This is a genomic window from Phenylobacterium sp. (assembly GCF_044371015.1).
Classification (GTDB): domain Bacteria; phylum Pseudomonadota; class Alphaproteobacteria; order Caulobacterales; family Caulobacteraceae; genus Phenylobacterium.
Map to the genome: position 1 here is coordinate 1 of NZ_JBILUK010000277.1, position 3946 is coordinate 3946.

Sequence of the window (3946 nt, forward strand, 5' to 3'; positions counted from 1 at the left end):
AACGGCAAGTCTCTGACAGTGACCGCGTCGCCGGACACCCCGCTGCTATGGGTGCTCCGAGATGAACTGGGCCTGACTGGAACCAAGTATGGCTGCGGCGTCGCGCAATGCGGCGCCTGCACGGTGCTGGCCGACGGCCAGGCGGTGCGGTCCTGCCAGCTGCCGGTCTCCGCCATCGGCGCCGCCAAGATCACCACCATCGAGGGTCTGGGCGGCGCACATCCGCTGCAGAAGGCTTGGGTGGAGTTGGACGTGCCCCAGTGCGGTTACTGCCAGTCAGGCCAGATCATGGGCGCCGCGGCGCTGCTGGCTCAGACGCCCAAGCCGGATGACGCCGCGATCTCGGCGGCCATGGACGGCCACATCTGTCGTTGCGGGGCCTACCAGCGGATCCGAGCGGCGATCAAGCAGGCGGCGTCCGCGCCGGCCAAGGCGTGAGGGAACCCGCCATGACCCGTCACGAAGCCCAATCACAATTCACCCGCCGCCAGGCGCTTGCCGTTGGGGCCACGCTGGCCGGCGGCGCCCTGCTGGTCGGATGCTCCTTGCCCGACATCCTGTCGGCGGGCTCGAAGGTCGAGCCAGGTCCTTTCGGACCGTTCCTCAAGTTCACGCCCGACGGACTCGTCACTGTCGTCTCCAAGCACATCGAGTTCGGCCAGGGAAACCATGCCGGTCTGGCGGCCATCGCCGCGGAAGAGCTCGATGCGGACTGGTCCAAGGTCCGCGTCGAACAGGCGCCGGCCAACGCCAAGTATTACGGAAATTCCTTCATGGGCGGCACGCAGGGGACCGGCGGCTCCTCGGCCATCTCCGATTCCTGGCCCAAGATGCGGGCGGCCGGCGCGGCGGCCCGGGCCATGTTCGTCGGCGCGGCGGCGGCGAAGTGGGGCGTGCCCGCCGCCGAGATCACGGTGAAGGAGGGCGTGGTCTCTCACCCCTCGGGCAAGTCTGCGGGCTTCGGCGAACTGGTGGCGGAGGCGGCCAAGATCGCCCCGCCGGAGGCGCCCAAGCTGAAGGACCCCAAGACCTTCACCCTGGTCGGCACCGACCGCGTCCGGCGCAAGGACAGCCTGGACAAGTCCACCGGCAAGGCCCGCTACACCCAGGATGTGCGTCTGCCCGGGATGCTCACCGCCATGGTGGCGCATCCGCCCCGGTTCGGCGCCAAGGTGAAGAGCTTTGACGCCGCCGAAGCGAAGAAGGTGGCGGGGGTCATCGCCGTGCACGAAATCCCAACCGGGGTCGCGGTCGTCGCCGAGAGCACCTGGGCGGCCAAGCTCGGTCGCGACGCCCTGAAGGTCGAATGGGACGAGTCCAAGGCTGAGATGCGCGGTTCGGCCGCGCTGCTGGCTGACTATCAGGCTCTGGCGTCCGGAAAGACCCCGGCGCCCGAGGGAAAGGACGGCTGGAAGAGCTTCGATTCCAAGGGCGACGCAGCCCGTGCGGCGGCTGGGACGGCGGCCGTGGAGGCGACTTTCGACTTCCCCTATCTCTCGCACGCCACCATGGAACCGATGAACTGCGTGGCCATCGTCGGAAAGGGGCCGACGCGGCTGGTGTTCGGGTCTCAGTCGCCGACGCTTGATCAGATGAACGTCGCGCGCATTACGCCCTCGCTGCCCGGATCAATCGAAATCGAGACGCTGACCACCGGAGGGTCGTTCGGGCGACGCTCCAATCTGCAGTCCGACTACGTGGCCGAGTGCGCCCACATCGCCAAGAAGGTCGGCAAGGGCGTACCTGTGAAGCTGGTCTGGACCCGGGAGGACGACCAGCGCGCCGGCTATTTCCGTCCGCTCACCCATCATTCGGTGCGGGTGACGGTGGACGCCGAGGGCTATCCCGCCGCCTGGCGCCACCGGTTGGTCAGCCAGTCGATCCTGGCGGGCGCACCGGCCGGGATGGGCCCCGGCGACGGCGTGGACGGAACGGTCGTCGAAGGCGTGATGGGCTCGCCCTATCTCAAGGCCACGCCGGTGGTCGACGCCAAGGTGCTGACGCCCGAGGTCGGCGTGCCGGTCTTGTGGTGGCGCTCGGTGGGGGCGACCCATACCGCCTATGTGATGGAGCACACGATCGACCTTCTGGCCCGCAAGGCCGGCAAGGACCCCGTCGACTATCGCCGCGCGCTCTATGGCAAGGCGGGCGCCGCCCGGCATCTGGCCGTGCTCAATCTGGCGGCGGAGAAGGCGGGCTGGGGTCAACCCGCGCCCGCAGGCTGGACGCGCGGCGTGGCGGTTCACGAGAGCTTCGGTTCGGTGGTCGCCCAGATCGCTGAGGTCAAGCTGGAGAACGGGGTTCCCAAGGTGGGCCGGGTGGTCACCGCAATCGACTGCGGCCTGGCGATCGCACCCGACCAGATCGCCGCCCAGATGGAAGGCGGGACCTGCTACGGTCTGTCGGCGGCCATGTTCGGCCAGGTGACTCTCACCGACGGCGTCGTGGATCAGTTGAACTTCGACAGCTACCGGGTGCTGCGCAACTCCGAGGCGCCGAGCGTCGAGACCTATATCCTGCCCTCGGCCAACCCGCCTTCAGGCGTCGGCGAGCCCGGCACGCCGGTGATCGGGCCGGCGGTGGCCAATGCGATGCTGGCCATTTCAGGCCAACCTGTGCTGAGCCAGCCGTTCGTCAAGGCCTAGCGGTAGCTTCGCGTTAACCAAACCCATACTTGGCGCGTTTTAAGGGTTCGACGCGCCCGGTCCGGACACGGATACTCCGGGTGATTCGGGACAGGACCCTATGCGCCGGCTGACCCTCGCGCTGCTCACCGCCACCTATCTGTGCCTCGCGCTGATCGTCGCGTTGGGCCTCTGGCGGACGGGTGCGGGCTGGGGCGTCGCGCTGTCCTGCGCGTCGGGCGCGCTCGGCCTCTGCCTTGCCGGCCACGGCATCATTGTTCGTGTTCTTGAGATGCGCGACCTCCGCGCCGAGGTCGAAGCGGTGCGCGAGGCGCATCGGATCATGCTCGACCAGATGACCCGGCTCGATGGGCGCATGGTCGAGGTCGGCCGCGTGGTCGAGGCCGATCATGGCCGGGCGGTGGAGCTCACCGACGAGATCCAGCTTCTCGAACAACTCGTGCAGGACATGAGCCGGCGGATCGACGAGGCGCCGCGCCACGCCGCCGATGAGGCCGCGCCCCGCCGCGCCTCGGGCCTGGCGGAAACGGTGCGCGACGCCCTGGCCGAGAACCGGGTCGATCTTTACCTGCAGCCGGTGCTGTCGCTGCCGCAGCGCAAGACTGTCTACTATGAGAGCTTCTCCAGGCTGCGGGACTCCACCGGCCAGGTGATCATGCCCGGCGAGTATCTGGCGGTGGCCGAGCCCGCCGGTCTCGTGGCGGCGATCGACAACCTGCTTCTGTTCCGCTGCGTTCAGATCGTCCGGCGGCTGGCGCGTCAGGACCGGCGGGTTGGCATCTTCTGCAACATCTCGATGGCCAGCCTGGGGGATGAAGCGTTCTTCCCGCAGTTCCTCGACATGCTGCGGGCCAATCGCGATCTCGCGCCGGCCCTTGTGTTCGAGGTGGGGCAGGCGGCCTTCGACACCCGCACGGCGGTCCAGGCGCGCAATATGGGCAAGCTGGCCGATCTCGGCTTCCGTTTCAGCCTGGACAAGGTGCTGAACCTCGATCTCGACCTGCAGGAACTCCAGCGGGCCGACGTGAGGTTCCTCAAGATCACCGCCCGCACTCTGCTCGACGAACTGACCGAGGTGGGCGAGCGGCTGGTGCTGCGCTCCATGCCCGATCTGGCGGCGGAAGACTTCGCGCTGCTGGCGCGACGCTATGGCCTCGAGGTGGTGGCCGAGAAGGTGGAGACCGAGCGACAGGTGGTGGACATCCTCGATCTCGACATCCGCCTGGGTCAGGGCCACCTGTTCGGCGAACCCCGCGCCATCCGCGAAGCCGTGCTGGCTGAATCCGGCGCCCCGCCGACCG

The 3946-nt window shown here is 68.4% G+C and carries 3 protein-coding genes; all 3 read left to right on the forward strand.

Going from position 1 to position 3946, the window contains the following annotated elements:
- Positions 1-438, forward strand: a 438-nt coding sequence (locus tag ACIQ3R_RS16225; protein WP_397419893.1) for a (2Fe-2S)-binding protein, incomplete at its 5' end; no start/stop codon positions are given.
- Between the two features lie 11 nt (positions 439-449).
- Positions 450-2645: a molybdopterin cofactor-binding domain-containing protein gene (locus ACIQ3R_RS16230; RefSeq protein WP_397419894.1), complete on the forward strand. Its 2196-nt coding sequence runs from the start codon at positions 450-452 to the stop codon at positions 2643-2645.
- A gap of 100 nt (positions 2646-2745) precedes the next feature.
- A partial coding sequence (locus tag ACIQ3R_RS16235; protein WP_397419895.1) for an EAL domain-containing protein occupies positions 2746-3946 on the forward strand: 1201 nt, incomplete at its 3' end.